Annotated in this window: 17 protein-coding genes; 11 read left to right on the forward strand and 6 right to left on the reverse strand. The window is 62.3% G+C overall.

Going from position 1 to position 19,325, the window contains the following annotated elements:
- The first annotated feature begins 141 nt into the window (after window positions 1-141).
- Window positions 142-591 carry a hypothetical protein gene (locus L0976_RS15665; RefSeq protein ID WP_234188222.1) on the forward strand — a complete coding sequence of 150 codons (450 nt, stop codon included), beginning with the start codon at window positions 142-144 and terminating at the stop codon, window positions 589-591.
- Here L0976_RS15665 and dhaL (L0976_RS15670) read toward each other — a convergent pair.
- The 5 genes from dhaL (L0976_RS15670) to L0976_RS15690 form a co-directional block, all read right to left on the reverse strand.
- Window positions 586-1,227: a dihydroxyacetone kinase subunit DhaL gene (gene dhaL / locus L0976_RS15670; RefSeq protein WP_234188223.1), complete on the reverse strand. Its 642-nt coding sequence runs from the start codon at window positions 1,225-1,227 to the stop codon at window positions 586-588. The two genes, L0976_RS15665 and dhaL (L0976_RS15670), sit on opposite strands and share 6 nt — an antisense overlap.
- A 56-nt stretch (window positions 1,228-1,283) precedes the next feature.
- Window positions 1,284-3,362 carry a bifunctional sugar-binding transcriptional regulator/dihydroxyacetone kinase subunit DhaK gene (locus L0976_RS15675; RefSeq protein ID WP_234188224.1) on the reverse strand — a complete coding sequence of 693 codons (2,079 nt, stop codon included), beginning with the start codon at window positions 3,360-3,362 and terminating at the stop codon, window positions 1,284-1,286.
- Window positions 3,363-3,524: 162 nt separating this feature from the next.
- Entirely contained in the window at window positions 3,525-4,166 is a 642-nt protein-coding gene (gene dhaL / locus L0976_RS15680; RefSeq protein WP_234188225.1) for a dihydroxyacetone kinase subunit DhaL, read from the reverse strand.
- A 14-nt stretch (window positions 4,167-4,180) separates the two neighbouring features.
- Window positions 4,181-5,173 carry a dihydroxyacetone kinase subunit DhaK gene (locus L0976_RS15685; protein WP_203317737.1) on the reverse strand — a complete coding sequence of 331 codons (993 nt, stop codon included), beginning with the start codon at window positions 5,171-5,173 and terminating at the stop codon, window positions 4,181-4,183.
- Window positions 5,174-5,202: 29 nt separating this feature from the next.
- Window positions 5,203-5,976, reverse strand: coding sequence for an SDR family oxidoreductase (locus L0976_RS15690; RefSeq protein WP_234188262.1), 774 nt, complete (start codon window positions 5,974-5,976; stop codon window positions 5,203-5,205).
- A 441-nt stretch (window positions 5,977-6,417) separates the two neighbouring features.
- Between L0976_RS15690 and L0976_RS15695 the strand changes: the two genes are divergently transcribed.
- Genes L0976_RS15695 through L0976_RS15720 form a run of 6 tightly spaced genes read left to right on the forward strand, consistent with a single transcriptional unit; the run spans window position 6,418 to window position 12,986 of the window.
- On the forward strand, window positions 6,418-7,932 hold the full coding sequence (locus L0976_RS15695) for a sugar ABC transporter ATP-binding protein (protein ID WP_203317736.1): 1,515 nt from the start codon (window positions 6,418-6,420) through the stop codon (window positions 7,930-7,932).
- A gap of 51 nt (window positions 7,933-7,983) precedes the next feature.
- A complete protein-coding gene (locus L0976_RS15700) occupies window positions 7,984-9,000 on the forward strand; it encodes an ABC transporter permease (protein ID WP_203317735.1) in 1,017 nt (338 codons plus the stop codon).
- 54 nt (window positions 9,001-9,054) lie between these two features.
- Window positions 9,055-10,047, forward strand: coding sequence for a substrate-binding domain-containing protein (locus tag L0976_RS15705; RefSeq protein ID WP_203317734.1), 993 nt, complete (start codon window positions 9,055-9,057; stop codon window positions 10,045-10,047).
- Between the two features lie 58 nt (window positions 10,048-10,105).
- Window positions 10,106-11,008 carry a ribokinase gene (locus tag L0976_RS15710; RefSeq protein ID WP_203317733.1) on the forward strand — a complete coding sequence of 301 codons (903 nt, stop codon included), beginning with the start codon at window positions 10,106-10,108 and terminating at the stop codon, window positions 11,006-11,008.
- A 59-nt stretch (window positions 11,009-11,067) separates the two neighbouring features.
- Entirely contained in the window at window positions 11,068-12,027 is a 960-nt protein-coding gene (locus L0976_RS15715; protein ID WP_233290697.1) for a sugar-binding transcriptional regulator, read from the forward strand.
- Between the two features lie 56 nt (window positions 12,028-12,083).
- Window positions 12,084-12,986, forward strand: a complete 903-nt coding sequence (locus tag L0976_RS15720) for an SMP-30/gluconolactonase/LRE family protein (RefSeq protein WP_234188226.1) — start codon at window positions 12,084-12,086, stop codon at window positions 12,984-12,986.
- Between the two features lie 398 nt (window positions 12,987-13,384).
- Here the strand turns inward: L0976_RS15720 and L0976_RS15725 are convergent, their stop codons facing one another.
- Window positions 13,385-14,233, reverse strand: a complete 849-nt coding sequence (locus tag L0976_RS15725) for a transporter substrate-binding domain-containing protein (RefSeq protein ID WP_234188227.1) — start codon at window positions 14,231-14,233, stop codon at window positions 13,385-13,387.
- Between the two features lie 248 nt (window positions 14,234-14,481).
- Here L0976_RS15725 and L0976_RS15730 point away from each other — a divergent pair, with 248 nt between their 5' ends.
- The 4 genes from L0976_RS15730 (at window position 14,482) to L0976_RS15745 (ending at window position 19,311) form a co-directional block, all read left to right on the forward strand.
- Complete coding sequence (locus L0976_RS15730; RefSeq protein WP_234188228.1) at window positions 14,482-15,879, forward strand: MmgE/PrpD family protein; 1,398 nt, start codon at window positions 14,482-14,484, stop codon at window positions 15,877-15,879.
- Window positions 15,876-16,700: an aspartate dehydrogenase gene (locus tag L0976_RS15735; RefSeq protein WP_234188229.1), complete on the forward strand. Its 825-nt coding sequence runs from the start codon at window positions 15,876-15,878 to the stop codon at window positions 16,698-16,700. The genes L0976_RS15730 and L0976_RS15735 overlap by 4 nt, the downstream gene beginning before the upstream one ends.
- A 73-nt stretch (window positions 16,701-16,773) precedes the next feature.
- The gene (locus tag L0976_RS15740) at window positions 16,774-18,528 is read left to right on the forward strand and encodes a thiamine pyrophosphate-binding protein (protein WP_234188230.1); all 1,755 of its coding nucleotides are present in this window, start codon (window positions 16,774-16,776) and stop codon (window positions 18,526-18,528) included.
- Between the two features lie 45 nt (window positions 18,529-18,573).
- On the forward strand, window positions 18,574-19,311 hold the full coding sequence (locus tag L0976_RS15745; RefSeq protein ID WP_234188231.1) for an amino acid ABC transporter ATP-binding protein: 738 nt from the start codon (window positions 18,574-18,576) through the stop codon (window positions 19,309-19,311).
- The last annotated feature ends 14 nt before the right edge of the window (window positions 19,312-19,325 follow it).

Raw genomic sequence — 19,325 nt, forward strand, 5'->3', positions numbered from 1 at the left:
GCGGAAGGTTATTCCGGTCACCGTCCAATGGACGCACCCGATATTAACGGCTGTGCGGCAAGCTCCTATAGCGGAGCGCTTGTCGTGACCCGACATAGGCGGCCTCTATTTCCTCTGGCTCATCGCAAGGGAGAGCCGGAAATGACCGGCAAGGCTGAGAACACGCCCACCGTCCGCCTGCATGGCTGCGACCTGAAACTACACTACGACGAGCGCACGATCTCGCAGGGCCTTTCCGCCAGCATTGCCGACGGCTCATTCACCGTCATCGCCGGGCCGAATGCCTGCGGCAAGTCCACCCTGCTTCCGCCGGCACTGTCATCCTCGACGGCAAGGCCATCGGCCAGCAAGAGATGTCGCCCGCCGATTAGGTCTGCTGCCGCAGAGCGCGACCGCCGTAAAGCGGGAGGTGTTGAAATGCTTCGCCGCCTGGCGCTTCCTCATCCCTTCAAAAACACCAGACGCACCTTCAGATATAAGTCCACGGTAAATATCCCCCTCGCCTCTCCTGCGCTTGTTGCAAAAGAAAAATGGGTGGCCGAATTTTACTTCGCCGATCTCGTCTATTCCGGCCGACCGCCATCCCTATAGCCTTATCGCCTCGGCCATGGCGTGGATCATCACGGCGGCCGAGGCTGCGCCGGGATCCATGTGGCCGAGCGAACGTTCCCGCAGCTTGGCGGCCCGACCCCTCGTCGCGATCATCGACCGTGTTGCGGCGGCACCGTTGTCGGCCGAGGCGATGACATCCGCCCAGAAAGCGTCTGCGGTTTTATTCCGGGCGACCGCGTTGCCCGCCGCATCGGCCGCCGGAAGCCAGACATCCAGCATGGTCTTGTCGCCGCGCTGCCCCTTGCCGCGCTCGGCTATCCCGCGGGATATGCCGTCGATAATATCGGCGCAGGCTTTTGTATCCAGCACCGCGTGAGAGGCCAGCGCCTGTGCCGCCCGGCGGAAGCCAGTGGAATACAGCGGGCCGGACGACGCGCCGACGGCATTCAGGAAGGCAGTGGCAGCGGTCGACATGACATCGGAAAGGCTGCTCCGATCGAGGTCGAGTTTCGAAAGCGCTCCATGGACGGCGACGAAGCCGATCGACATCGTGATCCCGTGGTCTCCATCACCGATCGCGCCATCCAGCTCGGAAAGATGATCCCTTTCATCCTCGATCGCCCGCGATATCATTTCAAACATTCTTGCCAAACGGCTTGCCGGGCTTTCCGACATTCAATCCTCCCAGTATTACAGGATCACATCATACCCGTGGCCAGAACCTGCGACACCTATCCGTTGATGCGCAACGCACTTGTTTCGCACGGATGCGAGAGCAGATCAGTCAGTTCCTCGTCGAGATGGATGATGGAAATCGACGCTCCCACCATATCCAGCGACGTGCAATAATGGCCGATCCAATTCGCCTCGATATCGATCTTCTTGGCGGCCAGCCGCTGTACCACGCGACGGTAAAGAATATAAAGTTCCATCATCGGCGTGCCTCCGAAGGAATTGACGAGAACGGCCACCCGTTCGCCCGGCCCGGCCTTCATTTCCGAGAAAATCCTGTCGATCACAGAATCGACGATTTCATCGGCCGCGCGCATGCGCTCACGCGACACACCCGGCTCGCCGTGGATGCCCATGCCGATCTCCATATCGTCCGGCCCGATGTCGAAGTTGCGCCGGCGCGTCTGCGGCATGGAGCCGGATTCGAGAGCGACGCCGATCGTATAGGTGCGCGCATTCGCCTTTCTCGTGACCGCCTCGCATGCATCTAGCGTCAGGCCGCGATCGCAGGCGGCCCCCGCGATCTTGAAAATGAAGAAACTGCCGGCAACGCCGCGCCGACCGTCACGGTCTTCCCGCGAAGACGATGCCACATCGTCCGTGGTCAGCACCGTCCGCACCGCGATGCCCTTCTCCATCGCCAGTTCCGCGGCCATTTCGAAATTCATGACGTCGCCGGCATAGTTGCCGTAGACGAAAAGCACGCCGGCATCGCCGGAGGCGGCGACGGCGCAGCGCAGAATGGGATCGGGCGGGGGTGAGGAGAAGATGTTACCGACCGCCACCGCATCGGCAAGCCCCTTGCCGACATAGCCGGCGAAACAGGGCTCGTGGCCTGCGCCACCGCCGATCACGAGGCCGACCTTGCCCGTCCTCGGGCCATCGCGCGCGACGAGCGCGCGGTGGGAGCCGTCGATCGGCCGGATATACTTATCGTGCGCCTTCAGAAAACCGTCCATCATCTCCTCGACGACGTCGTCCGGCCTGTTCAGGAACTTCTTGACCTGCGTCCGGTAGAAGCCTGCCGGCTCGCGGGCCTTCGGCCGCTGCTGCGGCTTGTCGTTAAGGCTCGTCGCGCCGTCCGCCCGCAATATCCCTTGCGCGGTTTCCGCATCGGTGACCAGCACATTGATATAACCGCCCCGCAAGGCCGCGAGCAGGGCCGGAACCTTATCGAAACCACCGGCGACGCCGATGCGCGTACCGATCCGCCGCAGCGCGTCGAGGGAAATGCCGATGGTGCGCTCATCGAGCGGGCCTGGAACCGGCCGGCCCTTTTCATCGATGAAACGCCCGGCGACGACACCGGCGACACCATGCGCGAGGTAATGCTGCAGCGAGGCCGGCTCCAGCAGGCCGCTGGTGTGAATGGTGGAGTTGGGACGCAGGGACGATACGCCGAAAACGATGCGGTTGGCCTGATCGAGCGTGGAAAACTGCTCCTTGAGCAGTGGCTCGTCGAGCAGCAGATGGCGCAACTCCGCCGTGGCGACAATGGCAGGCGCCGTCAGGTTCACGCAGCGCGCTGCGAGCGCATCGGCGATCTTCGCAGCGCACAGCTCGGGCGTATAGGCAAAGCTGGCGTTCATTCCGCCGGTCGCCTGCACGACCGTCATATCCTGAAGCGTGCTGCCCTTCATGTGCTCACCGATCGCGAGCACCGTCCGTCCCCAGGCGACAGCCACGGTATCGCCGGCCTTGAGCAGGTTGGGCAGCGCCTGGGCACCGGCGGCGCCCAGCCTGTCGATCAGCGACCGTCCGCTTTCATCGCTCGGCACCACAAGGCAATCCAGGAGGCCGAAATGGCTCTTGAGTTGCTGTGCGACGGTGAGCGATGCGAGACGGGCCGGCTCCAGGGATATCTTGACGATGCCCTTCTCGCGCGCGTCGGCGAGGTAGTTGTTGACGGTGGCGCGCGATACCCCCATCGCATCGGCGATCTCGCCCTGAGTCATTCCGTCTTCGTAATAGAGCCAGCAGGCCCACACATAAGGGTCATCGCCATAGCGCAGCGGCATCGCATTGAGCCGCTCCATGCTTCCGTTCCTGCCTGCGCCGCCTTTACGCACCAACGTCATGGATCTGTGCAGCTCCTTCATTCACCGGTGGCTAGGATGGAAGCAACGTCAACGCTTTGCAACCGCCCTGCCCCGGAATAAGGGCGTGACCGCGTCACGATGAACGCGGCCACGCCGTCTTGGGAGATACATACCGGATCCGGCCGCGTCGGCCGGCGTTCCTCACCGAAGCCGGGTACGTGCCCCGAGCGACAGTTCTTTCAAAATGAGGGCGCAGGAGGTCGCACCGGCATCGAGAACTCCGAGCGAGCGGTCGCCAAGGCGGCTTGCGCGGCCGATTTTCGCCACGAGATCAAGGGTCGAATCGCGACCGGCTTCCGCGGCCTCGACGAGACGGAGAAGCGCATCGCCGAACGAATCTCCCTTTGCATGCGCCGCGTCGAAGGCCTCCACGGCTGGCACCAGCGTATCGAGCATGGTCTTGTCGCCGACCTTGGCCGAACCGATCGACTGGATGCCTTCGAGCCCGGCATGCAGCATGCGGCTGTAGGCATCCGCATCGACGGCGGCGGCGCCCTGAAGTTTCCCGGCGAATTCGGTGAACATGACGCCGTAGAGAGGGCCCATGGAACCACCAATCTCCGTCATGAGCACGGTGCCGAGCGTATCCAGTGCATCCGCGAGGGAGGAAGACGTGCCTTTCAGCCGGTCGGCCGCAATGCCGAAGCCCTTCGCCATGTTCACACCATGGTCACCGTCCCCGATCTTGCCGTCGATCTCGCTGAGATAGGCCCGGTTCTCGATGATCCTATCGGCGATCGACAGGACGATGGAGCCGGCCGAGGGATTGTCGAATGTCTGCATGATAAGTCCCTCGCTCACAATGCGACCGTGCAGCTTGCATCGGCATCGATGAGCGCCTTCAGCTCGGCGTCGAGCGCCATGACCGTCAGCGTCGCGCCTACCATTTCGAGCGATGTGAAATAATTGCCCACGAAGGTCCTGTGGATGGTCAGGCCCCTGGCCGTGATCTCACGCTCGATCGTGTCGTTCAGGATGTAGAGCTCGTTCAGCGGCGTTGCGCCGAGGCCGGAGACGAGAACAACGACCTCGCTACCGGCCGGCAGATTGTGATCGTCGAGGACGATGGCGCACATGCTTCTGGCCACTTCGTCCGCGCTCTTGAGCGGCTCTACCCGGACGCCCGGCTCGCCATGATGGCCGATGCCGACTTCCATCGTGCCCGGTTCAATCCGGAAGTTCGGGTGCCCGACGGCCGGCAGCGTGCAGGGGCCGAGCCCGACCCCCACCGAGCGGCAATTGTCGATCGCCCTTTGCGCGGTGGCACGAACCTCTTCGAGGCTTGCGCCGGTGGCCGCCTTGGCACCACCGACTTTCCACATGAAAATCTCGCCCGCAACGCCGCGGCGCTTGTGCCGCTCTTCAGCCGGCGCCGAGCAGACGTCGTCGTTGGCAACGACGGTAGCAACCTCGATGCCCTCCTTCTCGGCCAGCCGGACGGCCATCTTCACGTTCATGTTGTCGCCGGCATAGTTGCCGTAGAGGCAGACGACGCCCTTGCCGCCATTGGCTTCCCGCATGGCGTCGGCGAAGCTCTTGGCGGTGGGGGACGAAAACAACTCGCCGACCGCCACGGCGTCCAGCATGTTCCTGCCCGTATAGCCGACGAAGGCCGGCTCGTGGCCCGATCCGCCGCCCGTGATGATGCCGACCTTGCCCTTGACCGGCGCATGTTTCGAGACAACGACCCGCGGATTGTCGGCAAGCCGCACGAGATCGGAATGGGCCTTGACGAACCCCTTGATCGTGTCTTCGACCACTTCGTCAGGATTGTTGATGAACCTCTGCATGTTATCTCCCATGTGTGTCGTATGGACCGTCAGAGGATCGTGTAGCCGCCGTCGATCAGAAGATCGGCGCCGTTGATCATGTCCGCCCCGGCGGATGCGAGGAACACGGCGGCGGCGGCAATCTCTTCCGGATAGGCGAAGCGTCCCGAGGGAATGCGCTTCCTCGCCGCCTCCCCCTTCTCCCCGCTCCAGGCTTTCTTGCCGAGTTCCGTCAGAACGATCGTCGGAGACAACGTGTTGACGCAGATACCATGCTTGCCCCACTCGGCGGCGAAGGTCTTCGACATGCCGATGACTCCAAACTTGGATGCGCAATAGGCGACGTGTTCCTCGATGGCCACCGTGCCCGCTTGCGAAGCGAGGTTGATAATCTTTCCGCCCTTGCCGGCCGCGATCATCGCCCGGCCAACGGCCTGCGTCACGAGGAAACTGCCCTTGAGATTGATGTCGATGGTCCTGTCCCAATAGTCGAGCGGCAAATCCTCGGCAGGTGCAAGGAAGACGACGCCGGCGCTGTTGACGGCGATATCGATGCTGCCAAACGCCGACAGCGCGCCCGAAACGGCGGCGTTGACCGATTTGGGATCGGACACATCGCAGACGAAGGGCCTGGCGTCGCCCGCCAGACGGCCCGCCTGTGCACGCGCGGCCTCCTCGTTGATATCGAGAACGGCGACCCGCGCTCCCTTGCCGGCGAAGGCTTCCGCCATGGCCGCGCCGATGCCCGAAGCCCCACCGGTCACCAGGGCCACCTTTCCCGCAAGCGGGAAATTGAGATCAATCTGGGGGGCAGCATCCGTCATATCGTCATACCTCGTTAAGGAAACGGCACGAGTCGGACTCATCGACGACGATGACAACCTCCTCCTCATTTCGACAAAAATCAGATAACAGTCGACAAATGTCAACAAACATTATTCAATACGCAAAACGCACTCAACACCCCCAGCGGCTCTGATATTTTGTGCAATTATTGCGCTATATTGCACATATTCTCGATTCCTTATTCGAGGAATTCCGGCCCGCCCAGGCTACCAAGCAGGAATACCGCCAAGTCTGCATTCAATAATAGACAAAAATCGCACCATATCCACGTCAACGCGATGCGGTCGCCATTTTCCTGCCGCACATATGTTGACTTTTTTCAGAATGAACGATCATATGTAATGAACGAATGCGCAGATGGAATACAAATTCCCATGCGCCCCGCGGAAATCGAGGATTCCGCGATACGGGAGGAGAGAATGTCCGCATCGTCACCCGAAGAGCGGGCCGAAGCCGGCCTTTTGCTGGATGTGACAGAGCTTACCAAGTCGTTCCGCGGCGTGGCTGCGCTGGTGAACGGCCGGTTCGCTCTTCGCCCGGGTTCCGTTCATGCGCTCTGCGGCGGCAATGGCGCCGGCAAGTCGACCTTCCTCTCCATCATCATGGGAATCCACCAGCGTGACGGCGGCGTCGTCCGCCTGCGCGGCCAGGAAGTCGATTTCGCCAATCCCGCAGAAGCCCTGGCCGCCGGTATCTCGATCATCGAGCAGGAACTGAGCCCGGTGAGCGGCCTCACCGTTGCCGAAAACATATTCCTCGGCCGCGAGCCGCTGACCCGGTTCGGCACCGTCGATTTCGCCACGATGAACAGGCGCGCCAAGGCTTTGCTGGACGAGCTCGGCTTTGAGCTGGCCCCGCAGACCTCGATGGGCAACCTGTCTGTCGCACAGATACAGCTTGTCGAGATTGCCAAGGCGCTCGGGCGCGATGCCGAGATCATCATCATGGATGAGCCGACGTCGGCGGTCGGGGTTGCCGAAGCCGATCATCTCTTCGCGGTAATCCGGCGCCTCAAGGCGCGCGGCAAGGGCATCATCTACGTATCGCACCGCCTGAGCGAGGTCTTCGACATCGCCGACGACTACACAGTGTTCCGCGATGGCGCCTATGTCGATTCCGGCGCGATGGCGGATATCAGCCGCAACGAGCTGATCCGCATGATCGCCGGGCGTGAACTCGCCGAAGAGTATGTCAAGACCAGCACGCCGGGCGAACACACGATCCTCTCCGTGACCGGCCTCTACCGCCCGGGCCGGCTCACCGACATCAACCTTGATCTGCGCCAGGGCGAAATCCTCGGCCTTTACGGCCTGATGGGCGCCGGCCGCACGGAAATACTCGAATGCCTGTTCGGACTTTACAGCGGCTGGACGGGACGGATTGATCTCGACGGCAAGCAGATGTCGATCGCGACCGTGCAGGATGCCATGGCCGCCGGCTTCGGGCTGGTGACGGAAGACCGCAAGCAGAGCGGCCTCATCATGCATTCGAGCGTGCGCAGCAACATCTCCCTGGCGATCCTGCCCACGCTCACCAACACCATCGGCGTCGTCGACAAGCGTCGTGAAACGAGCCTGGCGAAGGAGATGATCGCCAAGTTCCGCATCCGCACCGCATCCGATCAACTGGCCGTCACCGCCCTTTCGGGCGGCAACCAGCAGAAGGTGGTGATGGGGCGCTGGCATCTCACCAAGCCCAGAATCCTCCTTCTGGACGAACCGACACGCGGCGTCGACGTCGGCGCCAAGCGCGAGATCTACGCGCTGATGTCGGAATTCGCCCAGGCAGGCGGGTCCATCATCATGGTCTCGTCCGAAGTCGAGGAGGTCCTCGGCATGTCCGACCGCATCGTGGTGATCCGGGACGGCCACGTTTCGGGCACCGTCGCCCGTGCCGAGGCCAATCAGGAAACCCTTCTTCATCTGGCGGCATGAGATCGGGGCAGGCTACCGGCACCGCATCGAAAGAACAAAGTGGATAGGACGATGAATACCCAGAACCAAACCGCTCCCGGCAGCAGTCCGAAAGTATCGGCGGTTCCGCTGCCCGGCCGCCTTCTGCGAGACTACGGCATCATCATTGCCTTCTTCGTGCTGTGCGCCCTTCTGACGGTCATCTCGCCCTATTTCCTGACGTCGCAGAACCTCCTCAACATGCTGCGCCAGTCCTCGATCAACGGCATCCTGGCGATCGGCCTCACCTTCGTGATCCTGACGCGCGGCATCGACCTTTCCGTCGGATCCGTCGTCGCCCTTGCGGGCATCGTCGGCGCGAGCTTCGCGACGACGTCGCCGGTCGCGGGCGTGTCGGGCACCCCCTATCCTGCGCTCGTCGCGATCGCCGTCGGTCTCGTCATCGGCCTTCTGTGCGGCACCGTCTCGGGCATCGTCGTGACGCGCTTCCGCGTTCCCTCCTTCGTGGTCACGCTGGGCATGCTATCCTCCGCGCGAGGGCTCGCCATGCTCTATACCGGCGGCAAGCCCGTCCCGAGCCTGACGCCGGAGTTTCGCTGGATGGGCACCGGCCACGTGCTCGGCGTGCCCGCCCCTATTCTCGTTCTGCTCGTCGTCTTCGCCGTTTCCTGGTGGGTGCTGAGCAAGACGCGGTATGGCCGGCATGTCTATGCGGTCGGCGGCAACCCGCGCGCGGCAAACACATCGGGTATCCGCGTCTCGCGCATCCGCCTCTCGGTCTTCATGATCTCCGGCGTGACGGCAGCGCTTGCCGGCCTGCTTCTTGCAGCACGCACGGGCTCCGGCCTGACGCAGGCCGGCGTCTCCTATGAACTGGACGCCATCGCGGCGGTCGTCATCGGCGGTACCAGCCTGTCGGGCGGCACCGGTTCGGTGACGGGCACCCTGTTCGGCACCCTCATCATCGCCGTCATGAACAACGGGCTCGACCTGCTTGGGGTCGACTCGAACTACCAGCAGATCATCAAGGGCCTGATCATCGTTCTGGCCGTCATGATCGACAGCTCTCGCCAGAAAGAGGCCGAGTGAAGGGCAACATGCCCACCTTACCATCCATGTAACAACCCAACGGGAGGAACCGCAATGAGACTTCTTAAACTCGGTATTGTCAGCGCACTCGCCTTGTCAGCGATGACCAGCCTGTCCAGCGCCGCAGACCCCATCAAGGTCGGCGTATCGCTTTACGGCCTCAAGGCCGAATTCATGCAGCTCTGGGCTGCTGCCGTCCAGGAAAGCCCGGCCGTCAAGAACGGCAAGGTCGAGGTCACGGTCTTCGACGGCCGCTACGACCCGCTGGTCCAGCAGGAGCAGTTCGCAACGATGATCAGCCAGAAGTACCAGGCGATCATCTTCGCTCCGATCGACGCCGATGCCGGCGCGACGGCTGTCAAGATGGCACATGACGCCAATATCCCGGTCGTCGGCACGAACACCCGCGCCAACACGGACCTCCTGTCCTCTTATGTCGGCTCCGACGATACCCTGTCGGGCTACATGGAAGCCAAGGCCGTGCTCGACAAGATCGGCTGCAAGGGCAATGTCGTCGTCATCCAGGGCCCGATCGGCATCTCCGCGCAGATCCAGCGCAGCGAAGGCAACGACAAGGCGCTCGCCGAATGCCCGGACGTCAAGGTTCTTGAAACCAAGACCGCCAACTGGTCGCGTGCGGAAGCACAGGCCCTGATGGAAAACTGGCTGACCCGCTATCCGGGCCAGATCGCCGGCGTCATCGGCCAGAACGACGAAATGGCGCTCGGCGCGATCGAAGCCATCAAGAGCCAGGGCCTGAACGTCAGCGACTTCGCGATCGCCGGAATCGACGGCATCACGGACGCGCTGCTTTCGGTCAAGTCCGGCGAGATGACCTCCATCCTGCAGGACGCCCGCGCGCAGGCGATGGGCTCCCTCGACGTTGCCGCCAAGCTCGCCGACCCCAGCTACGAGCCGCAGTCGGACGTCTGGACCCAGTATCCGGACATGCCGTTCGCTGACGGCAAGGCCGCCAACTACAATGTTCCGTGGACCCCGGTCACCGCAGAGAACGTCGATTCCCTCCTCGCGTTCCGCAACAAGTAATGGCTGAGACCGGCCGGCCCGGCATGTCCGGGCCGGCCATCCGCAGAAGGTAGACGCCATGATCGTTGTCTTTGGATCCGTTGCTCTGGATCTCGTGACCAATGTCTCACGCATCCCCTCCCCCGGTGAATCGCTCGCCTGTCCGGACTATGCGCTCGTGCCCGGGTCGAAGGGCGGCAATCAGGCGCTTGCGGCGGCGCGCTCCGGCGCGAAAGTCGTCCATGTGGCCACGGTCGGGCGCGACGAGCACGCCGAGCTTGCAACCGCCTTGCTGAAAGCCGAAGGCGTCGACCTGTCGCATCTTGCCCGATCGGACCGGATGACCGGGCTTTGCCTCGTCACGGTCGCCGCCGACGGCGAGAACACGGTGATCGCAGCCGCAGGCGCCAACCTCGATACCCGCGTGGCGCAGCTCGAAGCGCTCGAATTCGGTGAAGGGGATACGCTCGTCTTCCAGATGGAGGTGGCACTGCCGGAAAACTTCGCCGCCGTCGTCCTGGCGCGCCGACGCGGCGCAAGGACCGTGCTCAACGCCGCCCCGGCTCAGCGCGTTCCCGAGGAGACGCTGAGGGTGCTTGATGTTCTCGTGGTCAATGAGCACGAGGCGATGATCGTCGCCGAGGCGGTCGGGCTTTCGGTCAGCGGGCCTACCGAGGCTGCCGAAGGGCTGCATCGCACCTATGGCTGCAGCGCCATCGTGACGCTAGGCTCCAAGGGAGCGCAGGCATGGCATGAAGGCATCCTGCTTGAGATTCCTGCGCCGAAGATCGTTCCGGTGGACACAACCAGCGCAGGAGACAGTTTCGTCGGTGCATTCGCTGCCGCGCTCGACGGGGGAAGCGATTTTCCAACTGCCGTGAGACGCGGCGTCGTGGCGGGAAGCCTTGCCTGTACGCTGCCGGGCGCGCAGACCTCCATTCCCCGACTTGCCGATATCTTGTCTTTTTCAACCGATTTCTGATACCCCGGCATCTTCCCTCCTGCCCCGACGGATGCTGTCAGATGGTCAAAACAACGACAATGAGTGATTTGGATATCGATCAGTCGACCGAGATCGCCGCGCTCTATTACCTGCAGGAGGTGACGCAGGAAGAGCTGGCGCGGCGATACAACATGTCCCGCTCCCGGATCAGCAGGGTCCTGAAGCGCGCTCGGGAAACGGGCATCGTCAGCATCCAGATCCGCGCCAATCCCAATCTCGCATGGCAATTCGAAGCGGAGTTTCAGCGGCGCTTCGGCCTGACGAAGCTCCTCGTCGCCATCAACCAGCCCTCAGAGGAGGCCCAGCGCAGCACGACCGGCGCCCTCGTGGCGGCCTATCTCGACCAGATTTTGACCGATGGCATGACCGTCGCCGTCGGAATGGGCCGCAATGTCGCATCGATCACCGAGGCGCCAAGTTCACCGACACCCCGCAAGGTCATCTTCGCGCCGTCGATCGGCGGCTCGGTGCACGGCGCGGCGACGCTTAATCCCGATCACATCGCGCGGCGGCTGGAGGAACGTTTCGGCGGGCGTAGCAAGACGCTCTATGCGCCGGCCATCGTGGCGACCCGCGAGCTGAAGGAAGCGCTGTTGCGCAACGAGACGGTCAAGGAAACGCTTGACTGTGCACGCCGCGCAGATGTCGCGCTCGTCGGGCTTGGCGATCTCTCGGAAGACAGCAATCTCATCCGGATGGGGCTTTTCACGCCGCAGGAGCTCACCCAGGCGCGCGTCGCCGGCACCGTGGGCGATGTCATGGGCCATGATTTCATTTCGATCGACGGACGAAGCCTCGGCGGCATGATCGAAGGCAGGGTTATCGGCCTTTCCCTGCAGGAACTGCGCGGCATCAACAATGTGATCGCGATCGCCTCGGAAGCTACGAAGACCGCCATCATTCTCGGCGCGCTGCGCACCGGCGCGATCAACACGCTGGCGACCTCGCTTGCCAATGCCGCTGCCGTCATCGCCCTTGATGATGCAACCAAAACCTGACGCCAGCCGACGGCCGACCGGCCGCGGGCATGGCAAAGTACTCAAAGGATAGTGCGATGCGGCGGCTCTCCGACACGCCGGGAAGCGTGGATGTCATCCATAGCAAGGTCGTGGCTTGCGAATCTCATCTAGACGGTCTCATTGCGCCGGAAAGCCCGTTCTGGGACGCGGATAGCGGCTGCGTCTGGCTGGTCGACATGTCGCACCCGGCGCTGATCCGCACCCATCCGGGAACCGGAGAAACCCGGACCTGGACCATGCCTGAAACCATCGGCAGCTTTGCACTGTGCGAAGGCGGCGGCGCGATCGTGGCCCTCAGGAGCGGCGTCCACCTGCTCGAGCTCGACACCGGCAGGCTGACCCTATTCGTAACGCCCGAACCCGATCGGCCAGACAACCGTCTCAACGACGGAAAGGCCAGCCCCGAAGGCCGCTTCTGGGTCGGCAGCATGAACCTCTCCGATCCCCGCACGCCCGACGCCGCGCTTTACCGCATCGATCGCGACGGGCGCTGCACCCGCATGATCGACGGGCTCTACACATCCAACGGCCTCGCATGGTCGGCGGACGGACGCCGGATGTTCCATTCGGACAGCCGCGGGCAGGTCCTCCGGGTCTTCGACTATGACCCCATCGACGGCGGTCTTTCGAAAGGCCGTGTCATCGCGCGTCCTGGAGAAAACGACGGACGCCCGGATGGCGGCACCGTCGATCGCGACGGCTGCTATTGGAGCGCCGGCGCCTCCGCCGGATGCCTCAACAGATTTTCCGACAAGGGCCACCTTCTCGAGAAAATGCAGCTCCCGGTATCCGCCCCGTCGATGATGTGTTTCGGAGGACCGGCCCTGGACAGGGTTTTCGTTACATCCTTGTCACAAGGGCAGGAAGCGGGACGATTGATATCCTTCCCGGTAACCGCAAAGGGACTGCAAGGGCATCGTTTCCGCCTCCTGCAGTAGATACGCGGTCCCGGACTGGGCGTTCTCATATCCGCCATTGGATCGCACATAAGTGGAGTTTTCGGCGGTATAAACGATCTCCAGGGACGCTATCTCCCGTTCGAGGCGCTAATGCTGCGGTCGATCCGGCCAAGCCGTTTACCAATCGCGGCTTCCTTGCGCTCATCGCCTTACTGATTGCGCCAAGAACCTCAGCGAAGTGGATCCGTGCGCGAGGGCTGTCGGCAGGCCTGTCATTCTCTTTGCCTCATGATCATCAATCACGTCGTCCAGGAGATCACGTTTCTGAATGATCGTGGCGCGAACGGCAGATTGCACCGGTTCTCGACTGCCTTAGTTCCTGGCTTGAGCCCGTCCACCGGATGCACCTCACTCCATCCGGTGGATATCGGCCCTCTCTATTTGGAGGTCAGCGAAGCGGCATAACGGTCGGCGGCTTCGGTAGGGGGCAGGCCGAGCCATTCTTCACGATCGGCGGGCAGAGTCTCGGCAATCCATTTCCGGTATGCATCATCGTACTTGCCGTTCTTGTCGATCCCCGTCAGCGCCGCATCGACGGCTTCCCGGAGGCTGTCGTCTCCCTTTTTGAAGGCGAGACCGAATGTTTCATAGGTGAACGGCTTTCCTGCCAGGCGAACGCTCGGGTCGGCCTTTGCGAGGTCCATGAGCGAGAGAAAGCCAGTGGAATATGCGTCGCACCTGCCGGCCTTGATCGCCATCAGCCCTTCGGAATCTCCGTTCAGCGCGAGGACCTGCGCCTTTGGCAGCCGATTGCGAATGACCATTTCAGGGGTCGATCCAAGCGGAGCGCAAACCGTGGCATCCTGAAGGTCGTTCACGTCATTGACCTTGGAATCCTGGGGAACGAGCAGGGACTGACCGACACGAATGTAAACGTTGGAAAAGTCGACCTCGCGCAACCGGTCGTTCGTTATCGAGAGGGTCGCCGCGACCATGTCCACGCGGTCGGTCGTCACCGACGCGATGCGGCCGGCCTGTGCGACGGGAACGAACTCCACCTTGGCGTTCTCACCGAGGATCTGCTCGGCGATTGCGTTGGTAATATCGACGTCGAAGCCCGTGATCTCGTTGTTCTCGGGGTTGATCGATCCGAAGCGGGGCGAGTCATTGCGCACGGCGACGATCATGTAGCCGCGTTCCTTGATTTCGGTGAGTTTGTCCGCGGCGTGCACGGGTGTGAGGGGGAGGTTCGCCGCCAATGCCAGCGCCATGACTATCTTTTTCATCTGTGTATTCTCCTCTGGATTTTTGCGGATCCCGCCCGAAGGCGGACGGCAGGGCCGCGACCTCGCGGGCGTGACGAAATGCAGCTTCTTCGTCTACATTACCGCCTGAATTCAGGCTCGCATTCAATTGCGGCGCTGTCAATTCACCGCCACCAGAAATAATATAGACCTGAATACAGACCTGTATTGACAAGGTCCCGGTGATCCGTATCCTCGCGGCACGGCCTTGGAAATCTGGGAGATCACATATGGCGCAAGAGACTGTGGCGGCGATGACCAACGAGCTCGCGGAATTCGTGGCTTCCTTCAGGGCAGACGACCTGCCGGCGGCCGTGCGGGACATGGCCGGGACGCTTGTTGTCGATGGCACGGCTGCGCTGGTTGCCGCCGCAAATGTGGAATATTCCACGGGGCGGATCATCGCGGACTTCGCGCGGGAGCAGGGCGGCAACCCGGTCGCCAGCGTCGTTGGACACGGTTTCAAAACCTCGCCCGTCATGGCTGCGCTGGCCAACGGCACGATGGGATATGCCTGCGATGTGGAGCCGCACCATCCGGAAGGTATTCTCCACCCCGTTGCCGTCATGATCCCAACCGCGATGGCTCTCGGGGAGGGCCTCGGCATCGAGGGCTCGCAGTTCATCGCGGCTGTGGCGCTTGGCCTTGAGGTTGAATACCGGGTGTCGATCGCGCTCGGTCCCTCGGAGCAATATGCGCTCGGCTTCCATCCGTCAGCGGTTTGCGGCGCTTTCGGCGCCACGGCCGCATCGGCCTATCTTCTCGGTCTCGACCGGGAGGCGACAGTGAGGGCGTTTGGCCTTGCGGCCTGCCAGGCATCCGGCATGATGGCTTGGGAAAGCGATCCTACCGAAAATGCCCGCCCCTTCCAGATGGGCGTGGCGGCACGCAATGGAGTGACGGCGGGTCTTCTCGCCAGGAAGGGGTTCGGCGGTCCATCCGGCATTTTCGACCACGGACATACCATCTTCAACGCATTCAGCCGCAAGCCCTCGCCGGAACTGCTGGTCCGGGACCTGGGATCCGCATGGGACGGCGTCATGGAAATGGCCATCAAACCCTATTCCTGCGTGGCATTTCTGCATCCTGCGCTCGACGCACTCCACAGCATCATGGACGAATCCGGGATCACTCCGGATGACGTCGAGTCGATCGTCATGCGCTTCCCGAAGGATGGCATCCACTGCGTCGATGGAAATCCATTGAAGAGCCATTGCGCGCAGTACATCCTTCCCGTCACGCTCAGCAACGGCCGTCTCCGGGTAGAGGATATCTTCGTTGACCGCCGTATCGGGAACCCGGCCTTGCAACGGCTATGCGAGGTCGTTTCCGTAACGTCGGATCCGGCGCTCGATCCATTGTTCCCCGATTTCTACGCGACAATTCTCGAAATCAAGACCAGGGACGGGCGAGTATATTCCCGCCGGCAGGATATCGCGCGCGGCTATCCCGAGGCGCCGATGACCGCCGACGAGCTTTCCGGAAAGTTCCGCGCACTCGCCGGGTCAGTCTTCGATGCCGATCACGTCGAGAGGCTTGAAAGAACGGCGGGCGCGCTTTGGGCGAGCCCCGATATCGGACCCTACATCGATCTGGTGAGTGCACCGGTCAGGGGGCTGCAGTTGTGAACGCGCGACCTGATCTAAAGGTGGGGATTGTCGGCTTCGGCAATGTCGGGCGCGGAGTTGCCGCGCGCCTTGTCGCCGGCGATATCCCGGGCGTAACACTCCATGCGGTCGCTTCGCGTGACACCGAGAAGGCAGCCGAGGCCGCGGCCCTGCTTTCGCCCGTGCTCCGCGTGCTCGACCTGCATGAGATCGTCGGGCAAGTCGATGTTGTGGTCGAATGTACGACGGCCGCTGCTTTTCCCGAGATCGCTCGCGCCGTCATCGACGCTGGCCGCTCCATGATTTGCGTCAGTGCCGCGGGCATTCTGGATTTCCCGGACATGATTGCGGAGGCAGCACGTACGGGCGCCCGTATTCAGATAGCAACGGGTGCGTTTCCGGGCTTTGACGCGATTCGCGTTGCCGCGGAGGGGACCATTACCTCTGTTCGTCACAGCTCCCACCAGAAGCCAGACTCCCTTGCAGGGGAGGAGTATGTCCGCCGGCAGGGCCTTCACTTCGAAGAAGCGCCGCCCAAGGACCCTGTGAGGGTTTTCAGCGGAACCGCGCGTGAAGCCGCCGAGGCTTTCCCGCGACACTTCAACGTCGCGGTTTCATTGAGCTTGGCCGGAATTGGTTACGACAGAACTACGGTCGAGGTCTGGGCGGATCCCTCGGCGAGCGGTGCGGTTCACACCGTCGAACTGGAGTCGGATGTCTCATCCCTGTCTCTTACCATCCGAAACAAGCCATCGGACAATCCGAGGACAAGCAAGGCGGTTTTGCCCAGCATTCTCGCGGCATTGCGCAGTCTGGTGACGCCCCTTCACGTCGGCAGCTGAACCGCGAACTGCAAGGTCAGGCCTGCCCGTAAACAGTATGCCGCTTAGTGTTCAGCGGTCTTAATCAGGAGCAATGACGGTGAGTCTTACAAAGAACAATTCCTCGGCAGGCCTGCAGGCGGACGGAGACAATACCGTGATCAACGGGGCAGAGGCGGCGGTTCTCACCCTGAAGGAGCATGACGTCACGCATGTTTTCGGGCTTTGCGGCGACACGAGCCTACCGTTCTACGACGCCTTGGCGCGGCTCGATCATGGTATAGAGCACGTTCTCACCCGCGACGAACGCAGCGCGGCCTACATGGCCGATGCATATGCCCGCGTCACCGGCAAGCCGGGGGTATGCGAGGGGCCGAGCGGCGGCGGCGCCACCTACATCCTGCCGGGCCTTGTCGAAGCGAATGAGTCGTCGGTCCCGGTGCTCGCCATCACAAGCGACGTGCCTGTAACCGCGCGCGGCAAATACCCGTTGACGGAGCTGGATCAGGAAGCCCTTTTCCGGCCTCTGACGAAATGGAATACCGTACTGGACCATGTCGAGCAGATTCCCGGCGCATTTCGCGCGGCATTCCGTTCCATGACGACGGGAAAGCCCGGCTCCGCCCATATCGGACTGCCGTATGACCTGCAGAAGCAGAGCCTCAGCTCCAGCACCGTCTGGGCCCAGCCCGAGCACGTGCGGTATCCCGCGTTTCGTACGGCACCTGATCCGGATCTCGTGGCTGCGGCAGCAGATGTCATTCTTGCAGCGAAATCCCCTCTCATCATCTGCGGCGGGGGCGTTTTGCTGGCGGATGCGACCGACGAGCTCGACCAGTTTGCGACGGCGCTGGATATCCCGGTCGCCTTCACAGTCAGCGGCCATGGCGTTATTTCGGATGCGCATCCGCTTTCGGTCGGTGTTGTGGGCACGAACGGCGGTGTGGAGCAGACGCGCGAAATCGTGACGGCGGCGGACACCGTCATCTTCATCGGATGCCGCGCGGGCTCGACATCGACGGAACACTGGCGCGTTCCGGCCCGCAACGTACCGATCGTACATATCGACATCGATCCTATGGTCATCGGCGCCAACTACAGATGTTCGGCCGGGATCGTCGCGGACGCCAAGCTTGCGCTCGCGGCCCTTGTCAAGGAAGTCACCGGGCGCCTACCCTCCTCGATCCGGAGGAACCGCGCCGACATCGTCGCGCGGCTCGACTCGCTTCGGGAGAAGAAATGGCGCAACTTCAACGTACTTGCCCAAAGCCTCGACCGTCCCATCCGGCCCGAGCGTATTGTCCGTGCGCTCCAGATGCATCTTCCGAACGACGCGATCATCGCAGCCGATCCCGGTACGCCCTGCCCCTATTTCTCCGGATATTACGCCTTCCCGCTTGCCGGTCGGCACTTCATTACCAACCGCGCACAGGGCGCTCTCGGCTACTCCCTTGCTGCCGCAATCGGCGCGTGGCACGGCCGGCCGACGTCGAAGTGCGTATCGGTCATGGGCGACGGGAGCTTCGCATTCACCGTGGGTGAACTCGAGACGATCGTCCGCAGGCGTATCCCGCTTCTCATGATCGTGTTTTCAAACTCGTCCTTCGGCTGGATCAAGGCGAGCCAGAAAGAGGGCTATGGGGAACGGTACTTCTCGGTCGACTTCACCCGCACCGATCATGCGCGCATCGCGGAGGCCTATGGAATCAAGTCCTGGCGCGTGGAGGATCCTTCGCTCCTCGACGACATCGTGAAGCAGGCGATCCAGTTCGACGGCCCCGCATTGATCGACGTAATATCGCAGCCTCTCGAGCAATCAGCCGTGCCGGTCAGTCAATGGATGGGCTGAGGCTTCCGGTTTGACTGACAAGCAGGCGAAACAGAAGGGGATCCTATGTCGAAAACGCCCTGCGTCGAGTTTATCAATGTCTTCAAGAACTATGGCGCCTACAGCGTCTTGCGGGACATAAATCTCACGATCAACGAAGCCGAGGTCGTCGTTGTCGTCGGGCCTTCAGGATCCGGCAAAAGCACGCTCATCCGCTGTATCAACCGGCTCGAGACGATCAATTCGGGTTCAGTCTGCGTAAACGGAGTGGCGATCGAACTGCTGTCGACCGACATCCGCGCTATACGCCAGGAGATCGGCATGGTGTTCCAGCAGTTCAATCTTTATCCCCACATGACGGTGCTTGAGAACGTGACGCTGGCCCCGATCAAGGTCAAGAAGGTCCCCGAGGCCGAAGCCGTCAAGAGAGCCAAGGAACTGCTCGATCGGGTGGGCATCGGCGACAAGCACAATGCCCGCCCCGGTTCCCTGTCCGGCGGACAACAGCAGCGGGTCGCGATTGCAAGGGCGCTTGCAATGCAGCCCAAAGTGCTGCTTTTCGATGAGCCGACCAGCGCTCTTGATCCGGAGATGGTTCGCGAGGTGCTCGACGTCATGCGCGGCCTTGCACACACGGGGATTACGATGCTCGTCGCCACGCACGAAATGGGATTCGCGCGTGAGGTCGCTGATCGGATCATCTTTCTCGACGGCGGCAGCGTCGTCGAGGACAGCCCGCCTGATCAGTTCTTTTCAAAACCGAAGCATGAGCGGACCCGCGTCTTTTTGTCGAAAATGCTGTGAGCTCCAGAGAATGG

Source organism: Shinella sp. NM-101 (assembly GCF_021401195.1).
Taxonomy (GTDB): domain Bacteria; phylum Pseudomonadota; class Alphaproteobacteria; order Rhizobiales; family Rhizobiaceae; genus Shinella.